Source organism: Deferrisoma palaeochoriense (assembly GCF_054656955.1).
The window spans coordinates 16,544-41,999 of record NZ_BAAHXI010000009.1; the positions used below are offsets into that span (position 1 = coordinate 16,544).

At 71.5% G+C, this 25,456-nt stretch carries 19 protein-coding genes; 8 read left to right on the forward strand and 11 right to left on the reverse strand.

Annotated elements, in window-relative coordinates; translation table 11 throughout:
• Position 1 precedes the first annotated feature (1 nt).
• Positions 2–1,672 (reverse strand): energy-dependent translational throttle protein EttA, encoded by a 1,671-nt coding sequence (gene ettA, locus ACYQ8L_RS04115; protein ID WP_459940505.1) that lies wholly within the window; start codon positions 1,670–1,672, stop codon positions 2–4.
• 599 nt (positions 1,673–2,271) lie between these two features.
• On the opposite strand from ettA, the gene ACYQ8L_RS04120 reads away from it, so the two are divergent.
• Together ACYQ8L_RS04120 and ACYQ8L_RS04125 are read left to right on the forward strand one after the other, a co-directional pair.
• On the forward strand, positions 2,272–3,114 hold the full coding sequence (locus tag ACYQ8L_RS04120) for a flavodoxin family protein (RefSeq protein WP_459940506.1): 843 nt from the start codon (positions 2,272–2,274) through the stop codon (positions 3,112–3,114).
• On the forward strand, positions 3,099–3,848 hold the full coding sequence (locus tag ACYQ8L_RS04125) for an SIR2 family NAD-dependent protein deacylase (RefSeq protein WP_459940507.1): 750 nt from the start codon (positions 3,099–3,101) through the stop codon (positions 3,846–3,848). The genes ACYQ8L_RS04120 and ACYQ8L_RS04125 overlap by 16 nt, the downstream gene beginning before the upstream one ends.
• A 46-nt stretch (positions 3,849–3,894) precedes the next feature.
• Here the strand turns inward: ACYQ8L_RS04125 and ACYQ8L_RS04130 are convergent, their stop codons facing one another.
• A complete protein-coding gene (locus ACYQ8L_RS04130; protein ID WP_459940508.1) occupies positions 3,895–4,683 on the reverse strand; it encodes a dienelactone hydrolase family protein in 789 nt (262 codons plus the stop codon).
• A gap of 128 nt (positions 4,684–4,811) precedes the next feature.
• Here ACYQ8L_RS04130 and ACYQ8L_RS04135 point away from each other — a divergent pair, with 128 nt between their 5' ends.
• A complete protein-coding gene (locus tag ACYQ8L_RS04135; protein WP_459940509.1) occupies positions 4,812–5,261 on the forward strand; it encodes a putative metalloprotease CJM1_0395 family protein in 450 nt (149 codons plus the stop codon).
• Positions 5,262–5,770: 509 nt separating this feature from the next.
• Here ACYQ8L_RS04135 and ACYQ8L_RS04140 read toward each other — a convergent pair.
• Both ACYQ8L_RS04140 and ACYQ8L_RS04145 read right to left on the reverse strand, forming a co-directional pair.
• Complete coding sequence (locus tag ACYQ8L_RS04140) at positions 5,771–7,183, reverse strand: M16 family metallopeptidase (RefSeq protein ID WP_459940510.1); 1,413 nt, start codon at positions 7,181–7,183, stop codon at positions 5,771–5,773.
• Complete coding sequence (locus tag ACYQ8L_RS04145; protein ID WP_459940511.1) at positions 7,180–8,709, reverse strand: M16 family metallopeptidase; 1,530 nt, start codon at positions 8,707–8,709, stop codon at positions 7,180–7,182. Before ACYQ8L_RS04145 ends, ACYQ8L_RS04140 begins: the two co-directional genes overlap by 4 nt.
• Before the next feature lie 241 nt (positions 8,710–8,950).
• Here ACYQ8L_RS04145 and ACYQ8L_RS04150 point away from each other — a divergent pair, with 241 nt between their 5' ends.
• Positions 8,951–10,666, forward strand: a complete 1,716-nt coding sequence (locus tag ACYQ8L_RS04150) for a DUF6178 family protein (protein WP_459940512.1) — start codon at positions 8,951–8,953, stop codon at positions 10,664–10,666.
• On the opposite strand, the gene ACYQ8L_RS04155 is transcribed toward ACYQ8L_RS04150, so the two are convergent.
• From ACYQ8L_RS04155 to ACYQ8L_RS04185, 7 genes are read right to left on the reverse strand one after another with little or no spacing between them, the layout of a single operon-like run.
• Positions 10,641–11,687, reverse strand: coding sequence for a chemotaxis protein CheB (locus tag ACYQ8L_RS04155; RefSeq protein WP_459940513.1), 1,047 nt, complete (start codon positions 11,685–11,687; stop codon positions 10,641–10,643). The genes ACYQ8L_RS04150 and ACYQ8L_RS04155 overlap by 26 nt on opposite strands.
• Positions 11,684–13,801 (reverse strand): methyl-accepting chemotaxis protein, encoded by a 2,118-nt coding sequence (locus ACYQ8L_RS04160; RefSeq protein WP_459940514.1) that lies wholly within the window; start codon positions 13,799–13,801, stop codon positions 11,684–11,686. The genes ACYQ8L_RS04155 and ACYQ8L_RS04160 overlap by 4 nt, the downstream gene beginning before the upstream one ends.
• Positions 13,798–15,204 (reverse strand): methyl-accepting chemotaxis protein, encoded by a 1,407-nt coding sequence (locus ACYQ8L_RS04165; RefSeq protein WP_459940515.1) that lies wholly within the window; start codon positions 15,202–15,204, stop codon positions 13,798–13,800. Before ACYQ8L_RS04165 ends, ACYQ8L_RS04160 begins: the two co-directional genes overlap by 4 nt.
• On the reverse strand, positions 15,191–15,661 hold the full coding sequence (locus tag ACYQ8L_RS04170; protein WP_459940516.1) for a chemotaxis protein CheW: 471 nt from the start codon (positions 15,659–15,661) through the stop codon (positions 15,191–15,193). Before ACYQ8L_RS04170 ends, ACYQ8L_RS04165 begins: the two co-directional genes overlap by 14 nt.
• Positions 15,658–16,185 carry a chemotaxis protein CheW gene (locus ACYQ8L_RS04175; RefSeq protein WP_459940517.1) on the reverse strand — a complete coding sequence of 176 codons (528 nt, stop codon included), beginning with the start codon at positions 16,183–16,185 and terminating at the stop codon, positions 15,658–15,660. Before ACYQ8L_RS04175 ends, ACYQ8L_RS04170 begins: the two co-directional genes overlap by 4 nt.
• On the reverse strand, positions 16,178–18,226 hold the full coding sequence (locus ACYQ8L_RS04180) for a chemotaxis protein CheA (protein ID WP_459940518.1): 2,049 nt from the start codon (positions 18,224–18,226) through the stop codon (positions 16,178–16,180). Before ACYQ8L_RS04180 ends, ACYQ8L_RS04175 begins: the two co-directional genes overlap by 8 nt.
• Positions 18,223–19,185, reverse strand: a complete 963-nt coding sequence (locus ACYQ8L_RS04185; RefSeq protein ID WP_459940519.1) for a DUF4388 domain-containing protein — start codon at positions 19,183–19,185, stop codon at positions 18,223–18,225. Before ACYQ8L_RS04185 ends, ACYQ8L_RS04180 begins: the two co-directional genes overlap by 4 nt.
• 379 nt (positions 19,186–19,564) lie before the next feature.
• Here ACYQ8L_RS04185 and ACYQ8L_RS04190 point away from each other — a divergent pair, with 379 nt between their 5' ends.
• From ACYQ8L_RS04190 to ACYQ8L_RS04205, 4 genes are all read left to right on the forward strand, one after another.
• Positions 19,565–20,908, forward strand: a complete 1,344-nt coding sequence (locus ACYQ8L_RS04190; protein WP_459940520.1) for a hypothetical protein — start codon at positions 19,565–19,567, stop codon at positions 20,906–20,908.
• 17 nt (positions 20,909–20,925) lie between these two features.
• On the forward strand, positions 20,926–21,780 hold the full coding sequence (locus tag ACYQ8L_RS04195) for a cytochrome c3 family protein (protein WP_459940521.1): 855 nt from the start codon (positions 20,926–20,928) through the stop codon (positions 21,778–21,780).
• 80 nt (positions 21,781–21,860) lie between these two features.
• A complete protein-coding gene (locus ACYQ8L_RS04200; protein ID WP_459940522.1) occupies positions 21,861–22,283 on the forward strand; it encodes a hypothetical protein in 423 nt (140 codons plus the stop codon).
• An 18-nt stretch (positions 22,284–22,301) separates the two neighbouring features.
• Positions 22,302–25,322 carry a cytochrome c3 family protein gene (locus ACYQ8L_RS04205; RefSeq protein ID WP_459940523.1) on the forward strand — a complete coding sequence of 1,007 codons (3,021 nt, stop codon included), beginning with the start codon at positions 22,302–22,304 and terminating at the stop codon, positions 25,320–25,322.
• Positions 25,323–25,456: the final 134 nt, after the last annotated feature.

Consider the following 25,456-nt stretch of genomic DNA (forward strand, 5'->3'; position numbering starts at 1 on the left):
CCTACCGCACCAGGGGCTTGTAGCGGATGCGGTGGGGCCGGTCGGCCTCGGCCCCGAGCCGGCGGCGGTCGGCCTCGTAGGCCTCGTAGTTCCCCTCGAACCACACGACCCGGCTGTCGCCCTCGAAGGCCAGGATGTGGGTGGCGATCCGGTCCAGGAACCACCGGTCGTGGGACACCACCACGGCGCACCCGGCGAACTCCAAGAGCGCCTCTTCCAGGGACCGCAGGGTGTCCACGTCGAGGTCGTTGGTGGGCTCGTCGAGGAGGATCAGGTTCGCCCCCCGCTTCAGGAGCTTCGCCAGGTGCACCCGGTTTCGCTCGCCGCCCGAGAGGTCGCCCACCCGCTTTTGCTGGTCGGCGCCCCGGAACTGGAACGCGGCCACGTAGGCCCGGGACGGCACCCGGCGCTTTCCGAGTTCCACGAACTCCTCTTTCCCGGTGATCTCCTCCCAGACGGTGGCGTTGGGGTCGAGGGCGTCGCGGCTCTGGTCCACGTAGGCCATGACCACGGTCTCCCCGATCCGGAGGGTGCCGGCGTCGGGCCTCTCGGCGCCCGTGAGCATCCGGAGGAGGGTCGTCTTGCCGGCGCCGTTCGGGCCGATCACCCCCACGATGCCCCCCGGGGGGAGCCGGAACGAAAAGTCCTCGAAAAGGAGCCGGTCGCCGTAGGCCTTCCGGAGCCCCTCGGCCTCGATCACCACGTCGCCGAGCCGGGGCCCGGGCGGGATCACGATGGCCCCGGCCTCCACCTTGCCCGCGGTTTCCTGGCGCAGCAGGTCCTCGTAGGCCCGGAGCCGCGCCTTGCCCTTGGCCTGGCGGGCCCGGGGCGCCATGCGGATCCACTCGAGCTCCCTCTCCAGGGTTTTCTGCCGGGCGGCCGACTGCTTCTCCTCCTGGGCCAGCCGCGTTTGCTTCTGCTCGAGCCACGACGAGTAGTTCCCCTCCCAGGGGATGCCCCGGCCCCGGTCGAGCTCCAGGATCCACCCGGCCACGTTGTCGAGGAAGTACCGGTCGTGGGTCACGGCCACCACCGTGCCCGGGTACTCGGCCAGGTGCCGCTCGAGCCAGGCCACCGACTCGGCGTCCAGGTGGTTCGTGGGCTCGTCGAGAAGGAGGAGGTCGGGCTGCTGGAGGAGAAGCCGGCACAGGGCCACCCGCCGACGCTCCCCGCCGGAAAGGGTCTTCACCGGGGTGTCGGGGGGCGGGCACCGCAGGGCGTCCATGGCGATCTCGAGCTTGCGGTCGAGGTCCCAGGCCCCGGCCGCGTCGATCGCGTCCTGCACCCGGGCCTGCTCGGCCAGGAGGGCCTCCATCTCCTCGGGTTCCATGGGCTCGGCGAACCGGGCGTTGATCTCGTCGAACTTCCTCAAGAGCGCCCGGGTCTCGGCCACGGCCTCGTCCACCACCTCGGCCACGGTCTTCCCCGGGTCGAGTTCGGGCTCCTGGGGCAGATACCCCACCCGCACCCCCTCGGCCGGCCAGGCTTCGCCGTCGAACTCGGTGTCGAGCCCCGCCATGATGCGAAGGAGCGTGGATTTCCCCGCCCCGTTGAGGCCCAGCACCCCGATCTTCGCCCCCGGCAGGAACGAGAGCCAGATGTCCTTGAGCACCGTGCGGTTCGGGGGGTAGGTCTTGGTGAGGCCCTTCATCACGTAGACGTACTGCGCCATCTCGGGTTCGCTCCTCCAAGGTCGGGGGGAAAACGGCCGCGGATTGTACCCGGGCTCACGCCGGCGGGCCAGGGAAAATCTTCCCCGGGGCGGGTGACGGACCGCCGGCACCTGTGGTACGGATGTACGCTGCGGCTGGGAAGCCAGGAAGCCAGAAGGCCGAACGGCCCCTTGGCCCCAACGAAGAAGTTCCTGCGACTTCAAAGGTCTTGCCGACGGCGGCTGGGGGCCCGGTTCCGGTCGGGCGCGAGTGCGGCAGCTGGGGAGCGGCGACCGTGTCAGGAATCAGTGGACAGACGACAGAGGGCAGGGGGGTCTCTGACTTCTGAATTCTGGCCCCTGACCCGGCAGCCACTCCCACGGGTCGGCCCGCGCGAATACGCCGGAATCCCGAAGGTTTTTAGCCGCCTGGCTGCCGAGCCGCCCAGCCGCCTAGCCGAAGTGACTTGGAAAAGAACCACGGAGGACACGGAGGACACGGAGGGGGCGGGGACGGTGGGACGGGAGGGAGTGCTGGAATCGACAGAGAGCATTGCGTCCTAGCGTCCGCGCCTCCCGGCGTCCCAGCTTTCCCACCTTTCCCAACGGAGCGTTCCCTCATGAACGTACTCGGTCTGAGCGCCAGCTGCCGCCCCTGGGGAAACACCGACCTTCTCGTGCGCCTCGCCCTGCGGGGGGCCGAGGCCGAGGGGGCCGAGACCCGGTTCCTGCGGATCCCCGACCTCCAACTCGGCCCCTGCCGCGGCTGCATGGCCTGCGTGTTCAAGGACACCGACTGCGTCCAGAAGGACCGGTTCCCCGAGTTCCTGGAGGCCATGCGGTGGGCCGACGCCGTGGTGCTGGGCTCGCCGTGCTACGTGCTCGGGGCCACGGCCCAGGTGAAAAACCTCCACGACCGCATGATCCGGTTCGGGATCCGCCGGGAGTTCCAGGGGAAACCCGGGCTCACCCTCGTGGCCGCCGGCGTGCCGGGCTGGGAGCCCCTGGCGCTCGCCCAGACGAGCCTGTTTTTCCTCTTTCTGGGCATGCCCGTGGTGGACCAGTTCGTGGGCCACGCCCAGGGGCCGGGCGAGATCTTCGACGACGCCCCGGCCTGTGAGCGGGCGCTGGCGGCCGGCCGGGCCCTGGGCCGGGGGGAGACGGCCTACCGGGGGGACCCCGGCGTCTGCCCCGTGTGCCATCTGGACCAGGTGACCACCCGGCCCGACGGGACCGCCTTCTGCCTCCTGTGCGACCTACCCGGGACCTGGGAGCAGGCCGACGGCCGGGTCCGGTTCGTGCCCCGGCCCGGGGCCCCGGCCCGGTGGAGCGACGAGTCCATGCAGCACCACTTCTCGGACCGGATCCTGCCCTCGGGCCCCCGGTTCAAGGGCCGGATCCGGGAGATCAAGGCGAAGGTCGAGGCCTTCCGAAACGGAGGGGAGCCGTGGAAGCAAAGCTAGACGAGGCCGCCCGCCTTCTCGCGGTGCGCCGCCGGGCCGTGGCCCTTACCGGAGCCGGGATCAGCGTGGAGAGCGGGATCCCCGATTTCCGCAGCCGCGGGGGGCTGTGGGAGCGGTTCGACCCGGCCGAATACGCCACGATCCAGGCCTTCCGGGCCAACCCGCCCAAGGTCTGGAAGATGCTGGCCGAGATGGAGTCGGTGCTCGACGCGGCCCGGCCGAACCCGGCCCACGAAACCCTGGCCCGGCTCGAGGAGGCCGGGATCGTCCAGGGGGTGATCACCCAGAACATCGATGGGCTCCACCAGGCGGCCGGAAGCCGCCGGGTGGTGGAGTTCCACGGAAGCCACCGCACCCTGTCGTGCCTGGCCTGCGGGGGGCGGGTGGATCGGGAGGAGGCCCGCCGCCGGGGGGTGCCGCCCGCCTGCGAGTGCGGCAGCGTCCTCAAACCCGACGTGGTCTTTTTCGGCGAGCCCATCCCCGAGGAGGCCCTGCGGGAGGCCTACCGGCTCGCGGCCTCGTGCCGGGTCATGCTGGTCGTGGGCACCTCGGCCGAGGTGGCGCCCGCGAACCAGATGCCCTGGATCGCCAAGCAGGCGGGGGCCGCCGTGATCGAGGTGAACCTCGAGCCCACCCACCTCACCGGCTCGATCACCGACGTGTTCCTCCAGGGCAAGGCCGGCCGGGTGCTCCGGGACCTCGGGGAACGGGTGGCGGCGTACGTGGAGGGGTAGAAGGCTGGGAGTCCCGGGCCCCCTGAGGGGTACCCCCCCTCTCCGTTCACGTCCCTTCCCGGAAGAGCTCGGCCAAGAACAGCTTCATGTGCTCCCAGGAGCGCTTCGCGGAGGGCTCGTGGTACTGGGCGCCGGCGAGCTTCCCCTTGGCCCAGGGGTTCGTAAAGCTATGCTTCGCGCCGCCGTAGAAGATCATCTGCCAGTCGGCTCCGGCCCTGCGCATCTCCTCCTGGAAGGCGCGGATGTCCTCCTCGGGGATGAACGGGTCGTCCGCACCGTGGCACACGAGCACCCGGGGCCCCACCTCCCGGGTGGCCTTCGGGTCGGCCATGCGAAGCCCCCCGTGGAAACTCACCACGCCCCGCACCGGCGCGTTCGCCCGGGCGAGCTCCAGCACCGTGGTTCCCCCGAAGCAGTACCCCACGGCCGCGACCCGGTCCGGGTCCACGAGTTCGTGCTCCCGGAGCACCCGGAGGCCGGCCAGCGCGCGCTCCCGTAAAAGCGCCTGGTCCTTGCGGAACAGCCCCGCCAGGTGCCGGGCCTCGGCCGGGTCGGCGGCCCGCTTTCCCTTGCCGTAGATGTCCGCGGCGAACGCCACGTACCCCAGCCGGGCCAACTGCTCGGTGCGCATCCGGGTGTACTCGTTGAGCCCCCACCATTCGTGGACCACGAGCACCCCCGGCCGTTTGCCGGCGACGGCGTCGTCGTAGGCCAGGTACCCCTCGAGCACGGCGTCGCCGTGCCGGTACTCGACGCTCCGGGTGACGAGGCCGGCGGGGGACGGGGCCGGAACCCCAAGGAGCAACGCGACAAAGATCAAGACCGTCCGAGGCATGGGAACCCTCCGGCAGGGGTGGATCGGGCCAAGAGGCCTCCACCGTACCCCGGCGGGGGTCGGCGTCAAGGCCGGCTCAAGCCCGACCCTTAACCTGCCGATCGGGGTGGCGAGGAGGTGGGGCTGCCGTGCGGGTGGAAGCGGGTGTCTCGATCGCTCACGGGGGGAACGGGGCTCGGGCGAGCCAGGTGTCCGACCCCCAGGTCCGCGCGCTTCTCGCCGAGTTGCGCCGGACCGACCGGGAGGTGCGGGCCCACGAGGCGGCCCATGCTGCCGCGGGCGGGGGGCTCGTGCGGGGCGGGCCCTCGTTCCGGTACCGCATGGGCCCCGACGGCCGGCCCTACGCCGTGGCCGGCGAGGTCCAGATCGACTCCTCCCCGGAACCCGGCGACCCCGAGGCCACAATCGCGAAGATGGAGCGGGTGCGCCGGGCGGCCCTAGCCCCGGCCCGCCCCTCGGCCCAGGACCTCGCGGTGGCCGCCCAGGCCGCCCAGACCGAGGCCCGGGCCCGGGCCGAACTCCTTCGGGCGCCCGACGGGGACCCCACGAAGGGAAACCTCCTGGACGTCAAGGCCTGACCCACCCCGGTTAACAACACCAACGGAAGTGTTGTCAGATCCCCGTGGTTGCTACGGAAACCAGCGGGTGGGGGGCTGGTGGAGAGCCGGGTGCGGCCCCTCACGTCGCCGCGCCCCAGAGGCTTGGACCGACTTGGAAGCTCCCCAGGGCCCCTTCGGGGCCCCACTGCGCAGGACAGCAACGTCCGAGTCAGGGCCTCGGTGTGGGAGCGCCTTCCAAGGCGCGATCCGGGCCGAAGGCCCGAAGGAAAGGGCGTCGCGGCTTGGAAGCCGCTCGCACAGGTTGGCACAGCCGATGACGCTGGAATCGCAAAGTATTTTCGCGTCCTAGCCTCCTAGCCTCCCAGCGTCCCAGCCGAAGTTACTTGGAAAATCCGGAACTTCCGCCGCCGGCGCCCCGACCTGCCGAGCCGGCAACGGCATGCGAAGGCGCGGCGATCAGGTGCCGCACTCGCGCCCGGCCGGAACCAGTCCCCCACCCGCCCCCGGCAACGGTGCTGAAGGCCGTACTATTCCCCCGGCTTCACCACCTCCACCGCCCCCATGCGGCCCCACCGCGGGTCGGCCGGGTCCAGATCCCCCACGAGCACCCAGACGCCCCGGGCCGGATCGAGATGGCTGCGGGCGGCCCGGCGGGCCGCGTCGAGGGTCACGGCCGCGACCTCGTCCGGGTAGCGTTCCCCGAGATCCAGGGGGAGGCCGTCGAGGAGATTCTCCAGGCGGTCGCGCACGAGGTTCGCCGGGTCGTCGTACCGGAACACGTGGCGGGTCACCAGGCTGCGACGGGCCTCCTCCACCTCGGCCGCGGTGATGCCGTCGGCCAGGTTCCGGATCTCGGCCCGCATGAGGTCCACCACCTCCCCCGCGCTCTGGGTTTTCGTGAGCCCGTAGGCCCCCAGCACCCCGAACCGGGGCAGGGCCTGGTAGAAGCTCCCCACGCTGTAGGCCAGCCCCCGGTTGGACCGGATCTCCCGGACGAGCCGGGCCGTGAACCCGCCGGAGCCCAGCACGTGGTCGCACACCTCCAGGGCGGCGAAATCCTCCGACAACCGCGCGGGCCCGATGCGAGCCCAGATCACCGTGGTCTGGGGGAGCGCCTTCGGCACGATCACCACGGTCGGCTGCGGTTCCGCCGGGGGCGTCAGGAGCGGGAACGCGCCTCCCCGGCCGGGAAGCCGGCCGAACCGGGCCGCGAGCCTCTCCCGCAGGTCTTCGGGCTCGAAATCCCCCACCGCGCCCAGGGCCCAGGTTCCCTCCGAGACCAGCCGGCGGTGGATCTCCACGAGGTCGTCCCGGCCGATCCGGCCCACCGTCTCCTCGGTGGGCACCCGGCCCCGGGGGTGGCCCCGGAACAGGGCCCGCCGCATCTCCCGGAAGCCCAGGCTCTGGGGCTCGTCGGCCTCCCGGCGCAGGGCCTCGGCCACCTGGGCCTTGGCCCAATCGACCCGGTCGGCCCGCAGCGCCGGTTCCCAGAGGAGCTTCGCCAAGAGGTCGAGCCCCCGGTCCAGGTCCTCGGGGAGCACGGTCAGGGTGATCCAGCCCTTGTCCCGGCCCAGGTGCACCGAGAGGTCCATGCCCCGGTTCTCGAGGGCCCGGTCGAACGCCTCGGGGTCCAGATCCCCGGCGCCCCCGGTCCGCCAGGCCAGGCTCGCCACCCGGGCGAGCCCCGCGAGCTCGGGCGGGTCGTACACCTCGCCCCCCCGAACGGCCAGATAGAGGCGGATGAGGGGCACGTCGTGGTCCTCCACCCAGAACCACTCGGCCCCCCCGGGGGCGAGCCGGCCGCCTTGGACCTCGATCTCGGGCAACCGGGGCGGGGGATAGACCGCCGTCCGGGGATCCAGGGGCCGGCGCCCGGCGCAGGCGGCGAGGGTCAGGATCCCAACCGCAAGGGCCAGAGCCCGCAAGGACGCGGGCCTCATGGCCGCCCCTCCCGCCCAGGCCGGAGCACCACCACGGTGCGATTTTCGGGCGTGAAGTATCTTCGGGCCACCTGGGCCACCTCCTCGGGGGTGATGGTACCAAGCACCTTGGGGTGCTCCTCGATGTAGCGCCAGTCGCCGGCCACGGCCTCGAAGTAGGCGAGCCTACGGGCGAGCCCGCCGTTCGAGAGGAGGCTTTTCACCCGGTCGGCCTCGAGCCGCCGGAGCACCCGCTCGAGCTCCTCCGGGGTGGGCGGCTCCCGGCCCAGGCGGTCGAGTTCCTCCAGGAGGGCCCGCTCGGCCTCCTCGGGCGCAACCCCCTGGAGCGGGGTCAGGAACACGGCGAAGAGGTTCGGGTACCGGGCGCCCGGAAGCCCGTTGGCGGCGCTCACCGAGGCCGCGATCCGGCGGCGGTCCACGAGCTCGCGCACGAGCCGGGAGCTACGGCCGTCGGTCAACACGGCCTCGATCACGTCGAACACGTAGTCGTCCCGGTGGGGCAGCGTGGGCTTGTGGAACGCCACGGCAAGCCGGGGCTCGGCGTCGAACCACACCTCGGCCCGCCGGGGACCGGCCTGGGCCGGCTCCCGGGTAATCGGCCGGTCGTCCGGCGCCCCCCGGGGCTCCAGGTCGCCGAAGTACCGCTCCACCAGCCGGAAGAACGCCGGCGGATCCACGTCGCCCACGGCCACCACGACGCAGTTGTCCGGACCGTAGTACCGGCGGAAGAACTCCCGGGTCGCCCCGAGGTCCAGGGTTTCCAGGTCCGAGGGCCAGCCGATCACCGGGTCCCGGTAGGGGTGGGCCACGAACGCCGTGGACAGGAGCGCCTCGTAGAGCCGGCCGTCGGGGTCGGAGCCGTAGCGCTGACGGCGCTCCTCGATCACCACCTCGCGTTCCACGTAGTACTCCCGGAGCACCGGGTCGCGCATGCGCTCGGACTCGATGCGGGCCCAGAGCTCCAGGCGGTCCGACGGCAGGCTCACGATGTAGCTCGTGAGATCCGAACTCGTGAACGCGTTGAACCCCACGGCGCCGTTTCGGGTGTAGATGGCGTCGATCTCGTCCTTGACCACGAGTTCCCGGTGCCTCTCCTGAAGGCGGCCGAGTTGCTCCTGAAGGCGCCTCACCTCGGCCGGGTCGGCCCGGCCCCCCTTGCGGCGCTCCCGGTCCAAGGCCCGGCCCACCCGCTCGATCTCTTCCAGGAGCGGCCGCTCCCGGGCCCAGTCCCGGGTGCCCAGGGTGCGGGTGCCCTTGAAGAGCAGGTGCTCCAGGAGATGGGCCATGCCGGTGTGGCCCGAGGGTTCATCGACCCCGCCGACCCGGAAGGTCATCTGCAGGCTCACCACCGGCGCGATGCCCCTCCTAAGGGTGAGCACGGTGAGCCCGTTTGCCAGCCGGTATTCCTGGACCCGGCCCTCGAGGGAGCCGCCGGGGCTCGCCCAGGCCGCCACGGCCCCCAGGAGCCCGAGCCCCACGAGCACCGCTCCGACCCGTGCGGATCGCGCATTTCGTATCCGTTTCACCCTGTTCTCCTCCGATCGCCCCGTGCCGGGACGTCCGCGCTATTCCCGCGGCACTACCGCGCCAGCCGCCAGCCGCCAGCCGCCAAGCCGCCAAGCCGCCAAGCCGCCAAGCCGGCGATGGTATCGGGTTCCCGGGGCCCCGGCAACCGGACCTGGCGGGCCGGCGCGCCGGCGTGCTAGGCTTCTTGCCCTGCGAACCGAACGACCCGACACCGGACACCCCCAGAAAGGGCAGGTTCCGATGACCGACGCGCTCACGCCGGCCGGGCGGGGGGTGGTGGTCGCCACCCCGCTTCGGCGGGAACTCGACGAGATCCTGAGCCTACGGGGCGAGGCCCGGGAGGAGCGGCTGCTGGCGAGCCCGCACCTTCCGGCCGTGGTGGCCCTGATGCCACCCGAGGAACTCTACTTCACCCTCAAAGAGATGGACCCGGACCATGTGCCGCTGGTGCTCGTCCACGCCCGTCCCGAGCAGGTGGAGTTCTTCCTGGACCTGGAACTCTGGAGGGGCGACCGGGTGCGGCCCGCCCGAGTGGGGCCGTGGCTCGAGCTCCTGGCCTCCTGCGGCGAGGCCCCGCTCGGCCGGTGGCTCTCCCAGCTCGACCTGGCGGACCTGACCCTCTACCTCGGGCAGATCCTCCGGGTGGTACGACCCCAGGACCCGGACGACGACCCGTTTCAGGAGGGAAAGGGCCGGGCCCCCATCACGGTGGACGGGTTCTACCACGTGCGCTGCCCCAAGGACCGGGAGGGGCTCGTGCGCTCGCTCCTCCTGGTGCTCCGGGAAAAGGACCCCGACCGCTACCTCCGGCTCATGGAGGCGCTCCACCGGGAGGTGGACTCAGAGCTCGAGGAGCACGTGTACCAGGAGCGGGTCCGACGACTCGCCGTGCGCGGGTTTCCCGAATGGGACGAGGCCATGGAGGTGTACGTGCCCCTGGCGGTCTCGAGCCCGGCAGAGCTGCCCGTGCGCAGCCCGTCTCTCGTCCCCGACCCCGACGGGGAGCCCGAGGCCGCGCCCCGCTACCCCATCGCCGCGCCCTCGGTGGCCCCCGACCTGGTCGTGCGGGCCCTCGCCCGGGTGCGGGACCCCGCCGTGGCCGAATCCATCCAGACCGAGCTCGCCACCCTCACGAACCGGGTGCTGGTGGCCGACCGGCTCGACCTGGACCGGCTGGAGAGTTACGGCCGCGCCCTTTCGAAGGTGGCCGGGTACCTGGCCATCGGGCTCGAGGCCCTGGCCGGACCCGACGAGGAGGCCGCGGCGCGGCTCCTGGAGCGCCACTGGCTCCAACACCTGTTTCGGGCCGGGTGGTCGCGGGTCGCCGAGGCCCGAAACCGGGCCCGCCACGTGTTCCGGAAGGGCTGGCCCGAGGGGCACAAGGAGCGGCTCCTGTTCCTCGACCCCCCCCTCGGCGAGATCCTCGACGGGCTCCTGCGGCCCCATCCCCTCTGGTACCAGGGGGAGGACGCGTCTCCGGCCTACCGGGAGTTCCGAGCCCTGGCCGAGGTGGACCGGGCCGTGCGGGCCGTGGACAAGGCGGAGTTCCTGGGGCGGTTCTTGCTCTCGGTGGTGGACCTCCGGCTCGAGGACTGCAAGAACGCCCTGCGGGACCTGGAACCCGAACTCCTAAAGACCTCTACGGTGTTCCTCACGGCCCTCGTGAACGCGGCGCTCGACCGGGGATTCCGGTTCGCCCCGATCCCCCGGGAGAGGGCCCGGGAGGGGCTCGCCCGGGTCTGGGAAGAGGACCGCCCGCCCCGGAGGGTGAAGCCGTCGCTCGTGGATGCCTCGGTGGAGTGGGTGGCACTCCTGATGCCCCTGGAGGGCACCGACCGGATGTTCCTCGAGGAGTTCGTGCGGGACTGCTTCGGGTTGCTGGAGGAGGAGTTCGGGCACCTGGCGCCCGACGAGGTGCCCGACCCCCGGTTCACGCGGGGACTCTGGATCCGTTGAGCCGCTCCCCGGCCGCCAGGCGGAGCAGCCGCACCGAGATCTCGGGCAGGGGGAGCTCCTCGTCCACGCACCCGGTGGCCGCGGCCTCCCGGGGCATGCCGTGGATGAGGGCGGTGTGGGCCGACTCGGCGATCACCCTGCCCCCGCGGGCCTTCACGGCCCGGACCCCCACGGACCCGTCGCGGCCCATCCCCGTGAGCACCACGGCCGTGAGCCGGGGCCCGAACGCCTCGGCCGCGGTCTCGAACAGCCGGTCCACGCTGGGGCTGTAGAGGCTCCCGGCGGCCTCCTCGAGGCCGAGGCGGACGCCCCCTGGGCCGTCCCGGACCACCATGTGGCGCCCCCCCGGCGCGATCCACACCTCCCCGGGCCGCACCGGCGCCCCGTCGCGGCCCTCGCGCACCGGAAACGGGAGCACCCGGTCGAGCCGCTTGGCGAACGCCGCTGTGAACCCGGCCGGCATATGCTGGGCGATGAGCACCGCGGCCCGGGGCTCCGGGGGCAGGGCCGACAGGAGATACTGGAGCCCCGGCGGCCCCCCCGACGAGGCCCCGATGGCGAGCACCGGGAACCCGTCTTGGTCGGCGGGAGCCGGTTGGGGCGGGGGCCCGGCCGGGTCCGGCTCGGCCCAGAGCCCCAGGGCCCCCCGGGCCTTGGCCCGCACCTCCTCCACGATGGACTCGAGATCCCGGTACGGGTCCTCGGGCTTCGAGATGAACCCGTTGGCCCCGAGCTCCATGGCCCGGTCCACGTTCTCCAGGTCGGCGTAGGCACTCACCACCAGGACGGGCGCCCGGGACCGCTGGCGGAAGAGCCGCAGGAACGTGAACCCGTCCATGACCGGCATGTGGAGATCGAGGGTCACGAGGTCGGGGGGGGCGTGGAGGGCCTTGGCCAGGGCGGTCTGGCCGTTCGTGGCGCCCTCGACCCCGGCCACCCAGGGTTCGCCCTCCAGGGCCTCCCGCAGGAACCGGCGCACGTAGGGGCTATCGTCCACCACCAAGACCCGGGCCGTCTTCATGCCTCGCCTCCGCCCCCCAGGAGGGCCCGGGCTCTCCGGTCGAGCCCCTCGATCTGGGCCTGGAGCTCGCGGATCACCTCCTCCACGCCCTGGACGCCCGCGTCCTGGTCACCCGTGCGGCCGGAGAGCTCCTGCATGTGGGCCAGGATCCGCTCCGTCTCCTCCCGCTCCCGCTCCACGGCTCCGAGGAGGTCCTGGAGGTTTCGGTCGATGGCGGACACGGCGTCCGAAATGTAGCGGCTCACCTCGGCCTGCTCGGCCGTGGCGAGCTTCACCTGCTCGGTCAGGTCCCGCATGATCTCGGTGGACCGGCCCACGAGATCGCCGCTCTTCCGGTGTTCCCGGGCGGCCTGGCGAATGTGCTCCACCATGGCCGCCACCTGCTGCATCGACCCCATCACGCTCTGGCTGCCCCGGGCCTGTTCCTCGGTGGCCGCCAGGATCCGCTGGTTCATCTCGTTGGAGGTCCGGGCGGTTTCCAGGATGTGGCGCAGGGCCTGGCCCGCGGTTTCTGCCAGCTCCACGCTCCGGGCCGTGGCCGACTGCCCCCGCGCCACGGCCTCGTTGGCCGCCTCGGCCTGGTCCTGGATCCGCCGGACCAGCCGGAAGATCTCCCCCGTGCTTGCCGAGGTCCGGTCGGAAAGCCCCTGGATCTCGTGGGCCACCACGGCGAAGCTCTTGCCGTGCTCGCCGGCCTGGGCCGCGATGATCGCGGCGTTGAGGGCGAGGAGTTTAGTCTTGTCGTTGATCTCGTTGATGATCTTCACCACCCGGCGGATGGCGCGGCTTGCCTCGGCCAGCTCGCCCATGACCCGGGCCGTGTCCTGGATCACCTCGTAGGAGTCGTGGATGCCCCCCAGGGTGGCCTCCACGGCCCGGGCCCCCTCCTCGGCGGCCTCGGCCATGCGCACCCCGAGCTCCGCCGCATCCCGGGCACTCTGCTCGATCTGCCGGGTGGAGGCGTCGATCTGGCTCATGGACGACACCGTGAGCTCGGTCTCCCGGGCCAGCCCCTCCACGTTCTCGGCCACCTCCCCGATGGACTGCACCATCTGGAGCACGCTCGCGGCCGTGGCCGAGACCTGCTGGGCGAGCTCGTCGGCGCTTCCCGCCACCTCGTCGATGCTGGCCGACATCTCCACGAGGCTCGTGGAGTTGTCGCTGGTGGACGAGGCGATCGCGTCCAGGTGCGACCGAGTGTCCTCCATGGCCTGGTCGAGCCCCTGCACGGCCGTGAGGATGGCCTCGGCCGCGGTGCGCCCCCGCTGGACCCCCTCGCGCACCCGGCTCAGTGCGAGCTGGACCTCCACGCTCCGGTCCCGAAGCATGGACGCAAGACCCGAGACCTCGTCGAGAATCTCCCGCCGCCGGGCGGCCGCCCGCACCAGGGCGCGCTCCACCCGGCCCAACTCGTCGTCGCGGGTCTCCGCCACGTCGTCGAGCGGCTCACCCGCCTCGAACCGCTCCACGGCCTCGGCGAGCCGGCCGAGCCGCCGCGTCACCAGCGTGTGCACGGCGAGGAAGGTTCCGACCAGGACCAGGGCGATCGTGACCCCCCCGGCGCCGAGCACGGTCCACGCCTCCCGGCGGAGCCTCTGGTAGGGGGTTCCGACCGCGGCGTCGAGGAACAGATAACCCAGGACCGCCTCGTCTCCGGGGTGGCACCCGCGGCAGTCGGGTCCGTTGGCGATGGGTCGGAACACCCGGGCCACCGGGTGATCCGCCACCGTGCGGTCGAGGTGCTCGTAGGGAAGGGGCGGCCTTTGGCCGTGACACCCGGCGCACCGGGGCTCTTCGTCGGGGTCCACCCGGTCCGGCAACTCCGGAAAGGAGGCCAGGATGCGGCCGCTCCGGCCGACCACCGCGGCCGACTCGTAGAGCCCGGTGGAGGCCATCGCCGCGAAAGTGTGGCGCAAACCGCCCACGTCCATCTCGGTCAGATGGGATTCCACCGTGGCCGAGAGCCCGTCGGCCAAGGCCCGGCCGTAGTGGACGGCCTCGGCCTCAACCCCGTTGTACCGGTAGACCGCGTACCACACGAAGGCCGTGCCGCTCCCCAGGAGGAGGACGGCGGCCACGGCCGCGGTGATCCGGAAGCGAAGCCCCAGGGTCATGGCGCTCCCCCTTCCCCCGCGAACCGGCGCAGGGGCTCGAGCAACTGCGCCGGATCCGGCACGCTTCGCTCATGCTCCGCAGCCGCCTCCTCCACGGCGTCCCGGAGCCGCCCGGCCAGGAAAGCCCCCTCCTCGCACAGGTCCCGGACCTTGGCGAGGCCCAGAGCGTCCGCATCCTCGGGCACCTCGGGCACGGCCGGGGCGTTCGGGGGCGGCGGCGCCTCTCGAAGCCTCCCCGTGACCTCCTCCACCCGGCGGTGGAGGGCCTCGATTTCAGCCGCCCAGCCCCCCAGGGCCTCACGGACCTCCCCGAGCCCCCGGACCCACCCGGTGGCACCGGCCACCGCCTTCGCCAGTCCTTCGACCCCGTCGGCCAGGGCGGTCCGCTCGTCGTTCAGGAGCCGGACGGCCCGGGCCGACTCGGCCTGGATCGTCTCCACGAGATTCCCAATCTCCTTTGTGGACTCCGCGGTGCGCTCGGCCAGGTCCCGGATCTCGTCGGCCACCACGGCGAACCCCCGGCCGTGCTCCCCGGCCTGGGCCGCCAGGATCGCCGCGTTCAGGGCCAACAGGTTCGTCTGCTCGGTCACGTCCTCGATCACCGTGAGGATCGCCCCCACCGACTGGATGCGTTCTCCCAGGGTTCCGATGGCCGAGGTGGCCTCGTCCCACCGCGCCCGCAGCCGCTCGAACCGTCGCACGCAGTCCTCGAGCCCCTGGGCCACGGGTCCCGCGGCCTCGGCCATGGCTTCCAGTTCCGGCACCCGGGTCGCGGGCCAGGAGACGGTCTCCAACAGCCCCAGGGCACCCGCCGCCCCCTCGTGCCAGGCCGAGAGATCCTCCAGGGCCCGGGCCGTCTCCTCCCACTCCCGGGCGGCCGTCCCCATGCGGCCCACCCATTCGGCGAGCGCCTCGGCCAGGTCCTCGATCCCCCTTCGTTGCTCCTCGGCGTGGGCCAGGACGTCGGAGAGCACGGGGTCGAGGAGCCGGCACGGGTTTTCCGCCGGCTGCGCCGGCGCCGCCTGGGAGAGCACCTGCCGGACGGTGGCGCGGATCTCCGAGAGTTCGGCCTCGGCGGCCTGGCGGGTGGCGGCCGCCTCGGCCTCCGCGGCTGCGGCCCGGGCCTCGGCCTCGGCCCGGGCCCGGCGGACCTCCTCCAGTTCCTCCACGAGTTCGGCGAGCCAGGCGGGCCGTGGTCGGTCGGGGTCGCGCACCGCGGCCTCGAGTTCGCGTTCCCGATTCGCCCACGCCTCGCGCACGGCGCGCCCTCCCAGCACCCCGAGCCCCACCCCTGCGGCCGCTGCCGCGGCGAGCGCCCAGGTTCCGAACGCGAGCCCCGCTCCGGCGGAGGCGCCGGCCAGAATGCCGGCTGCGGCCCACCACTTGGCATCAGAGCGGTCCATGCACCACCTCCTCACCCGCCGGGCCTGGCAGCACCGCGCCCGCCCGGATCACCAACACGACGTCTTCGGCCGCATCCCGCCGCCGGAACATGGCCACCACGAGCCCCCGGGCCGGGTCCTCCACCCCGGGAATGGGCTCCAAACCCTCGGGGGACACGGTTTCCACCTCGCCCAGTCGGTCCACCCCCACGGCAAAGGTGCGTCCCCGGCACCGCAGCACCAGGAGCTTCGCCTCCTCCCCTTCCTCGGGCGGCCCGGGCTGGCCCAGGATCCGGTGCAGGTCGACCACGGGCACGAGCTCGCCCCGCAGGTTGAACACCCCCCGGAGCTCGGGCGGGGACCCCGGCACCGGCACCAGGGGCCGGGGCGTCAGGATCTCGCCCACGACCCGGATGTCGAAGGCGAACCGGCGCCCCCCGACCTCGAGGCACAGAAACTGGAACGCGCCCTCGGTCATCCGGCCTCCTCCACCCGAAACGCGCAGAGCCCCCCGGGCGAGAGGATCCCCAGGGTCCGCCCCTCGTGATCGCTCGCCATGCCGGTGAGGAACGGGTCGTCCTCCATCTGCCGGACCTCTGCCGGGTCGAACCGGACCACCCCCAGGACCCGGTCCACCCGAAACCCCATCGCCTCGGCCCCGTCCCGGAGCACCACGATCCGCTCCCCGGGGGCCTCTCCCCCCGGCCCGATCCCGATGCGCGCCGCAAGGTCCACCACCGGCAGCATCGCCCCGCGCAGGCTCGCGATGCCCAGGACCCACGGGGGCGTCCGGGGAACCGGGGTCACGGGCCGGGGCCGTAGGATCTCCGCCACCGCTCCCACCGGGAAGCCGTAGCGCTCTCCCGCCGACTCCACCTCGAGGAACTCGAGCCGGTCCGCCGGCCGCGCCTCCGGCCCCCCCGCCTCGGACGCCGCGTCGGCGTCCAGGGCGGCCCGAAGCCGCTCCCGCCACCGGGCTAGCCCGTCACCCGCCTCAGGCATGGGCCGCAGCCTCCTTCACCAGGGACGCGACGTCGGCCACCAGAATCGGCCTTTGGTCGCCCAGATCCGTGGCGCCCGCGATCCCGGGCACCTCCTTGAGCCGGGACCCGAGGCTTTTGATCACCACGTCCTGCTGCACCAACAACTCGTCCACGGCGAACGCCATCCGCTTCTCCGCCACGCCGACCACCACCGCGTAGCCGCCGTCGGGCTCCGCGGTGCCCGAGATCCCCAGGGCCCGATCCAGGCGCACCAGCGGAAGGGTATCGGCCCTCAGCCGCAGCACGGGCCGGCCCTCGATCCGGTCCGTCTCGGCCTCCTCAAGCGACACGGTCTCGAGCACGCTGTTCAGGGGCACCGCGAGCCGAGCATCCCCCGTGCGCACGATCAGGGCTTGGATGATGGCCATCGTGATGGGGAGCACCACGGTGACCTTCGTGCCCCGCCCTTCTTGGCTCACCAGTTCGATCATGCCGGACAGGCGGGCGATGTTCTTCCGCAGCACGTCCATGCCCACCCCCCGGCCCGAGATCTCGGTGGCCTGGTCCTTGGTGGAAAACCCCGGCTGGAACAGCAGAGCAAACACCTCCTTGTCCGTGAGCTCGGCCCCGGGCTCCACCAGGCCCCGTTCCACCGCCTTCCGGAGCACCCGGTCCCGGGAGATGCCGGCCCCGTCGTCGGCCACCTCGATCACCACGTGGTTCCCCCTCTGGTACGCGGCGAGCTCGATCCGGCCCCTGCGGGGTTTGCCCTTGGCCTCGCGCTCCTCGGGGGGCTCGATGCCGTGGTCCACGGCGTTTCGGATCACGTGGATCAGGGGGTCGCTGAGCTCCTCGGCGATCAGCTTGTCGATCTCGGTGTCGGCGCCCCGGATCTCCAGGTCCACCTCCTTGTCGATGGTGCGCAGGATCTTGTGGAGGGTGCGCTGGAGCTTCGAGAAGAGTTGCCCCAGGGGCACCATCCGCACCTCCATCACGGCCTCCCGGAGCTCGGCGAGCCGCCGGTCCAGGGCCTTCTGGGCCTTGGCGAGCTCGAGCACGTCCCCGGTGAGGCCCTGCTCCTGCCGGAGCCGGTCCACGACGAGGTGGATGTGGCTGCGGGTGACCACGAGTTCCCCCACCAGGTTCATGAGGGCGTCGAGCTTGCCCAGATCGACCCGGATCGACTGGCTCAGGCTCCGAAGCCCTTCCCCCCCGGCCGCGTCGGGCCGGCCGGCGGAGACCGGCTCGGGGGCCGCGGGTTCCTGCGGCGGTGGGGGGGGCGGCTCCGGCGCCGCAGAGCCGGGCGCCGCCTTCGGCGGCCCGATCACCTCCAGTTCGGCCCCGTGGAGGGCCACCGCGCTCCGGGCGGCCTCCACGTCGGCCTTGAGCCCCACGAGGAGCTGAAACTCCATGCGGTCGGGGGCGGCGTCGCCGGCCCCCGGCAGGGTCGAGATGATCTCCCCGAGCTCCTTGAGCGTGGCGTTCAGGACCTCGAGGTCGGTGTCGAAGGTTTCGAACGGAAACGACACCCGCACCCGCACCAGGGTGCGCTTGGGATTCTTGAGGGTGGCCTCGAGGCGGTGCCGCTCGTACTCGGTGAGCACCGCGAGGACGTCTTCGCCGAGCCCCAACCCGGCCATCTCATCCTGGGGCTCGGCCGTGTCCCCCTCGGCCGCCCGGATCAACCGCTCCACGAACCCCGGCACCGTGGGGTCCTCGGGCTCCCCCCCGCCGGCCAGCCGGCCGCACAGGGTCTTGAGGAGGTCCACGCTCTGGTAGAGGAGGTCCATGACTGGCCGGGAGCACCCCACCCGCCCCATGCGGATCGCGTCGAGGAGGGTCTCGGTCTTGTGGGCCACCTCGGTGATCTGGGAGAACCCGCACATGGCCGAGATGCCCTTGAGGCTGTGGGCGCCCCGGAAGATACTGTTCACCACCTCGGGGTCGGGTTCGTCCCCCTCGGCGGTCTGCTCCAGCGAAGCGAGGTCGTCCTCCAGGTGCTCCAGGATGTCCTCGGCCTCGGCCAAGAACTCTTGGACGCTCGCGTCGGCCGCGCTCACGCCTCGGCCTCCCGGGCGCTGGGCGGCCCGCCCGCCGACGCCTGCTCCATCGCCCGTTGGAGCTGGAGCAGGAACACCTCGAGATGCGCCTCGGCCTGGGGCCCGGCCAGATCGCCCGGCCGGGGCGCCGGCACGTAGGCGTCGGCCCCGGCCGCCCGGGCCCGGGACCGCACCGCGGGCTCCCGGGACTCGCCCACGACCACCAGGGCCACCGCCGGCTGCACCGCCCGGATCGCCTCGAGCCGGGCCCAGTCGGCCTCGGAGGGCTCGGCCGGCAACCCGGTCACGATCCAGGGCAAGGGCGCCCGAACCGGCCATTCTCCCAGCACCGCGCCGAGCCGCTCGGGGTTCGGCACCAGGACCACCTCCCGGCCCTTCCGCCGGAACAGATCGGCACAGGCGTCCCGAAGGCTCTCGGTGCCCAGATCAATGACCACCTTGGGCACGCCCAGTTCGTCGTCGTCCGCCAGCCCCTCCTCCGCCAGGAACCCGGCTTGGAGCCCGACCTCCAAGATGAAGGCCGACGGGTTTAGGGAGAACCGGTCCATCACCTCGTCCGGGGCCCCAAACTCGAACCGGAACCGGCCCCCGGGCCAGCGCAGCACATCGAACACGATCTCCCGGAACTGCCGAGCCAGCACCTCCTGGATCGCCTCCGGGGCCACCCCGAACTCCTCGCACAGGAGCGTGCCGAGCCGCCGGTCCTCCCCGGTGGCCCGCTGCAGGGTCAGCGCCCGCTGGAGATCCTGGGGGCTCAACGCCCCCGCGCGCACCAGGAGCTCCCCGATCTCCGGATGGCGCTGGTTCGACTCGGCCCGGATGAGCCGACCGTCCCGGAACACGAGGCGGGCCACCCGGTCCTCGTGGCGGATCTCCAACACTCCCGACTTTCTGGAACTGCCCACCACCTGGAGCAGGTGGGCCAGATCCCGGTAGCTCAGCGTCCCTTCCAGCGGCATGACGGTCCTCTCCCCGAAAACGAGCGCTCGGGGTACCGGATCGGCGCGGAGGGCCCCGGGCTTTAGCCGCGCCATCGCCCGCGCCGTCCAGGTCGGGGTGGTCATTCCCCGGTCGGATTAAGATGAATACCTGCGGAGATCGCCGCAGATTTAGTGCAATTTTTCACCAAACGTTTCTTTGCGTTTCAGAAACGCGCAACACCTGAAACATTTACCCCTCGGAACGCGGCCTGGCCGCGGGGCGGAGACGGTCTAGACCTGACGGCATTTCAACAGGTTATGACTTTTCTTGCGCCTGGGGCACTCGGTGGTACGGTGCCTGCATCAAGGCGCCCTTCGTGCGTAACCCGTCCCCCCCACCCCGGCTCTTGAGGAAGCCATGAAACGAACCCTCTTGGTGTTGGGCACGGTTCTTTGGATCACCCCGGCCGCTCCCGCCCCGGCCTGGGATCTCTCGGGCACCTCGCGCACCGAGCTCCGGACTTCCTGGGCCGACGCGGACCCGGGCCAGGACGATCGGGGCGCCTACGGCTCCGAGTTTCTGGTCCTCGAGGCCGACGGCCTGCCCCTGGGCGCCCGGGCGTTCGCGTCGGGCGCGTTCCGGTGGGATCTCGGCCAGGAGGGCGAGGACTCGGTCTTCTACTCCTCCGTGGACCGGTTTCCCAACGGGCGCCACCTGTTCGTCTACGACCTGGGGCTCGAGGTGAACCCGGCGCCGTGGGCGGGCCTCACGGCCGGCCGGTTCTCCTGGGAGAGCGCGGAGGCCGTGCACCTGGACGGAGGCGCCGCGCGCTTCACGGCGAAAGGCCCGGGCCCGATGGGTCGCGTGGCCCTGGAGGGGTTCGGGGGACGGCTGGTCCAGTACTACGACGACCTCGAACACGACAACGTGTGGGGCGGGGCTTTCGAGCTCGGCCTTCCGTGGAACGTGACCGCGCGGGCCGATTACCTCGATTCGTTCGACGATCTCACCCGGCTGACCCTCCGGCACCGGCTCGCGGACCTGGCGTGGAGCAAGGCCACCGCCGAGTGGGTCAACGGCGATCTGCGGGAGGCCGAGGCGTCGGTGACGGCCTGGTGGGACCCCACGGGGACCGAGGTCACCGCCTCGATCTACAAGAAGATCGGCAACGAGGAGGACGACGACTTTCTCCTCGACTTCACGGCCGACGCCGATCCCGGCCGCTACCGGCTCGAGCGCCTGAGCCTGGAGCGCCAGGGCCCGTACAACCAGGTTCGCCTCTCCGTGGAGCAGGCCCTTGGACGCCACGTGACCCTGAGTGGCGCCTACACCAAGCGCGACCTCATCGACGAGGACCACTACGAGGACCCCTCGAACACGAGCTTCGACGTGGTGCAGTTGGGGCTCGGTCTCTTCGAACCCGGGATCCCGGGATTTGTGCTGCGCGGCGGGGTTTCGTGGTGGAGGGAGGACCGACTGGCCGGCCACGAGGCCCGAAGCCTCTCCTACTGGGCGGACGCCGAGCAGGCCTTCCTCGGCTCGTTCCTCGCCTCGGCCTCCTACTATCGCAAGGACGAGGACCTGAACAACGACCTGGAAAACCTGGTTGCCCACAGCCTGGAACTGGGGCTGGGGTACCGCCACGCGTCCCGGTGGTCGGCCGACCTCGTCTACCGCCGGGAAACCGACGACCTCCTCGAGGACCTCTACGGCGTGGACCAGGTTCACACGCTGGAAACCCGCCTCACGGTCCGGTTCTGATGCCCAGGGGATACGCCATGAAGCTGCGATCCGTTTCGATAGCCGCGTTCGCCGCCGCCCTCGCCCTCGCCGCCGGGTGCCGCGAGGACACGGGCCTGCGGTTTTCCCACGCCCTCCACGCCGGGGAGGCGGCCTGCACCGACTGCCACCGGGCGGACGGGCTTCGGACCGGCATGGAACCGTGCAAGGAGTGCCACGAGATCGACGAGGGGAACCCCTCGGAGGCGTGCCTCACCTGCCACACCCGGTCCGGGGACGAGGACTACGCCGTGTCCAAGGCACCACGGGGCCGCACGTACGGGGACGTGGTGTTCGACCACGGCCCCCACGAGGACGTGGACTGCTCCCGGTGCCACGGCGCCACCCCCGGGGCGGAGAACCTGGCCGGGGTGGAGTTTCCGGGGATGGAGGTGTGCATGGGCTGCCACGACGGCGACCAGGCGCCGGCCGAGTGCTCGACCTGCCATCGCCGGATCCGTGTGGGCGAAAAGCCCCCCTCCCACGACGGGCTCTGGGAGAAGCGCCACGGCCAGCGGGAAGACCTCACGGAGGCCGCCTGCCGCCTCTGCCACCCCGGCCCGGACGCCTGCCGGACCTGCCACCGCACCGAGAAGCCCCGGAGCCACACCCTGGGATGGAAAGACCGCAGCCACGGCCTGGAGGCCCGGCACGACCGGGACAACTGCCGGGCGTGCCACACGGCCACGTTCTGTTCGGACTGCCACCGGGAGGCCCCCCGGAGCCACTCGCCCCGCAACGGCTGGCTCGCCTCGGGCCACCGGATCCGGGGCGCAGCCGAACGGGAGAACTGCCGGGTGTGCCACACCCGCACCGAGGCCGCGTGCCTCGCGTGCCACCCCCAGGGGTACTGACGCGAAACGCGGACCCGCGACACCGATTTTGACCTAGGGGCCCACCCGGCCCCCCAGACCCAACCCCACGGAGAGGAGCCATGCGAAAGATCCCGATCCTCGTCACCAGCCTCGCCCTGCCCGGGCTCCTGGCCGCGGCGGCGCCCGCCGCGGCGCACCCGGCCATCGAGATCCGCACCTACGCCGACGCCGACGGAGACGGCGTGGGGGACCCGGTGCGGCAAAACCTCGACGCCGCGAAAACCCTCCCGGCCAACGGCCAAGACGCTGCCCTGGTGGCGGGCCCGCCCATGAGCCCGAAGGAAACCTGCAGCCTCTGCCATTCCTACGAGAAGATCACCTCGGCCTACCACTTCCAGCTCGGCCTGGACGAGCGGGTGGACGCCGACGGCGACGGGTTCGCCGACGACCTGGGGAAGGTGCTCGCGGGCCCCGGCGGCGTGCTCGAAACCCTGCCGACCCTCTACAACATCTCGTCGCCCGGCCAGTTCGGGGCCTGGTGACCGCCCTCGTACCGCCAGTTGGCGGCACAGAACAACGAGGACCACACCCGGTTCGACATCGGCACGGCCGACGAGATCGCCACCTGCACCTCCTGCCACATGGGGGGAGGGGCCTATGAGATCGATCGGTTCGGAAACCGGTACGACGAGTTTTTCACCGAGAACCGCGAGGCCATTGAGGCCGGTGAGTTCGGCCGTCTGAACGGGGACTACTACCGCTACGACATCGAGGACATCGGCGCGGCGCCCTTCCACATGGCCCGCGACCTCATGGGCGGCGGCCCCTCGCCGGCGCTTTCGGCCCCCCATCTCCACGACTGGGGCGAGAGCGGGGTGCTGGAGGCGGAGTGCCTCACCTGCCACCTGGACCCCTACGAGAACCGGCTCCACACGGCCGACGGCATCGACGCCCAGAACTACGCGCCCCGGCTCAAGATCTTCGTTATCGCCAAGATGAACGAGGCCCGGGACGACTACGCCGACATCCTGGCGATCTCGGTGGGCCGCTATCCGACGGCCGAGGAGGTCCCCGAAGGGTACGAGGTGTTCTCCATCGACCGGTACTCGAGCCCGCTGTCCGGCACGTTCGAGGGCGGGAACTTCTACGCGGCACCCAACTCGCCGGTGGCGAGCACCCGCGACTCGGTCAAGGTCCCCATGGTGGAGGGCGGAAAACCCGACGAAGCCGGGGGCACGAGCGGGTTCAAGATGCACAACGCCTACAACCCGGCCGTGAACGTCGTGACGGCGGCGAACGGCGACAAGGTGTGGGGCAGCCGCAAATTCCTCGGGTACTACTTCAAGTACGCGGCCACCGGGGGCCTCATGGGCCTCGACCTCGACGGCGACGGCGTGCCCCTGGCCTACGTGAAGCTGGTGAAAAAGCCGGGGGTGACCCTGGGGCAGGTGCCCGACGAGGTCCAAAACTACTTCACGGTCGAGACCTACTACGACCCGGACGATCTTGCCCTGTTCGCGGCCCAAAGCGGCACGAAGGCGCCGCTACTGGCGAGCGACGACACCGGCGGCCACAAGTGGGACCTCATCTGCGGCCGCTGCCACGTGGGCTTCCGCGACCCGGTGAACAAGGGCCTCTACATCCGGCCCGACGTCATGGGCATGAAGGCCGACGTCCCCAAGCGGGGAACCTTCTGGAAGATGGAGTACGAGGGGGAGGAGGACTACGACCGGGCCCTCGAGCAGGTGGAGGCCGGGCAGAAAAGCCCGGGGGACCTCGTGGGATACGACGTGCACGCCGCCCGGGGCGTGGAGTGCGTGGACTGCCACGCCACCAAGGCCGAGGGGCCGGCCGCGCCCGACCACAACTTTGGCAAGGGCATCGACACCGGCGGCACGGTGCGAAACGACCTCGATTTCGAGAAGGTCAAGGTGTGCACCGACTGCCACGGGCTCGAGCAGATGACCCTGGCCCACCGGGAGAACTTCGGCTCCGAGGAGATCGTGGCGGACCACTTCGAGCACGTGGCCTGCGAAACCTGCCACATCCCCTACAAGCGCTACTGGCCGTTCCGGGCCTTCGACTACTCCATGGGGTTCACCTACAACTTCGACTCCCGGTTCATGCCGAACCCGGCCGACCCGGGCGACGTCAGCCAGATGGTGCCGTTTTCGTTCTTCGGCGCCTTCGGCATCCAGGACCCCCAGCCGGGCTACTACGCGGCGGCGCCCTTCTACGGCATCGGCGGGCTCCAGTGGGCCGGCCAGTCGAACCCGCTGTTCGGCATGGACATGGTCACCTCCATCGCCTATTTCGACCCCAACGGGCCCGACCCTCTGGTGGCCGCGAAGCTGCAGATGGACGGGAAGACGCCGGGGTTCGGCACGGACCGGCCCCTGGACCCCTATGCCATGTTCTACACCCTCATGACCGACCCGGACGGCTCGGCCACGATCCCCACCCCGGACGCCGAGGGGAACTTCTCGCCGGAGAGCATCGGGGAGTTCTTCGCCACGGCCAACGGCAAGAGCTACTTCGAGTTCACCCCGGTGCTCTACAAGAAGCCCGACCGGGACGGGAAGATTAAGATCTACCCCGGGAACCCGGTGGCCGCCGTGACCTGGGTGTACTACGAGCCGGACGACCCGGCCAGCATGCGCGTGCTGGCCCCGCGGGAACTGAATTCGATGCTCGCGGGCGCGGTGTCCCGGGAGGTCATGCCCGGCCGGCACCAGATGGGGATCGTGCTGCTCTCGAGCACCGTCACCCGGGACGAGAACGGAACGATCACGGACTACGACCCGGCCACCATCGTGTGGGACGACAACTTCGACCTGCGGCCCGAGATCTCCAACGAGACCGAGCTTGACCTCGTGCGCAGCGCCCTCGTCACCGTACTGGAGAAGGAAGACGAATACGCGGGCCGGCCCTCCCCCGACTACGACACGGGCCTTAGGCTTGCGATCGTGGCCCACTATTTCACCGTAACCCACAATGTGCTTCCCGCATCTCAGGCGTTGGGGGCGGCCAAGGACTACGACAAGCTCGGCGGGATCGACCCGGACACCGGGAAGCTGCTGCCGCCCCCGGGCGCGGCGGAGGCCGGAAAGACCCGGCAGTGCGTGGACTGCCACGCCCAGGGGACGAACCCCGTGTACGGCGGCGACCCGGACGTGGTAATGAACGCCCGACTGTCGAACCGCACGGTCACGTTCCTGCCGTGGACCATCGAGAACTTCGACGAACTCGTGGCCAAGGGGAAGATCTGGGTCGAGCCCGAGATCGGGTACGTGCACGGCGTGGACGTAAACCGCGACGGCGACACGGACGACGTGAGCCCCGACTTCTCCACGGTTCCGGCGACCGGCATGGTGACCCCGGGTGACCTCATCGGCGCGAGCCAGGCCGAGATCCTGGAGCACACCGAGGAGGCGGCCCACGCGTTTGCGAAACTGGCCGGCCTCACCCCGGTGGAGCCGGGCGAGGAGCCGGTGACGGCCGAGGAGCCGCAACCCACCCCCACCCCGGAGGGGGACAGCGGATCCACCGGCTGCTTCCTCCAGACCCTGTCCCGACCCTGATCCACAGGGTCGCATTCCCCCGTACGCCCCGGGCGGGTTCCTCCTCCCCCCGGGGCTTTTTTTTGCCCGGCTCCCGCGCGAGGATACGCCGTGGTCCCCCGCGACGCGCGACCCGAGGGAGATCCGTGGGACTT